This window comes from Anaerolineales bacterium (assembly GCA_003105035.1).
Classification (GTDB): Bacteria; Chloroflexota; Anaerolineae; order Anaerolineales; family UBA4823; genus FEB-25.
In genome coordinates this window covers 98,804-99,096 of sequence record PQAL01000004.1, presented here as the reverse complement: position 1 = coordinate 99,096, position 293 = coordinate 98,804, and the positions used below count along the sequence as shown (strand labels likewise).

Here is a 293-nt window from a genome sequence, read left to right as displayed (position 1 = left end):
CACACCGTTCTCGTCGAGGCAGGCGACCTGGCCGGCAACCAGGAACACACCGCCCGCATCACAGTCGTCATCGCCAACATCGGCCCTTCCGTCTCGCTCCCGGACTCCTTCTGGGTGTACCAGAAGGTTGACGTCTCTTTCTCTGCTGGCATCCTGCCAATCATAGGAGGGCGCATCACCATCTCGGATGGCGGAGACCACACCCGCTCCTTCGAGTATTCAGGCGGTTCCCTGCCCTCCAGCTTTCAGTGGGATGGCAAGTGGGAGGATGGCACCTGGGCGCGCCCGGGCAG

The 293-nt window shown here is 63.1% G+C and carries 1 protein-coding gene; it reads left to right on the top strand.

Going from position 1 to position 293, the window contains the following annotated elements; translation table 11 throughout:
* The coding region (locus C3F13_02970; GenBank protein ID PWB56041.1) for a hypothetical protein at positions 1-293 on the top strand (293 nt) is incomplete at both ends.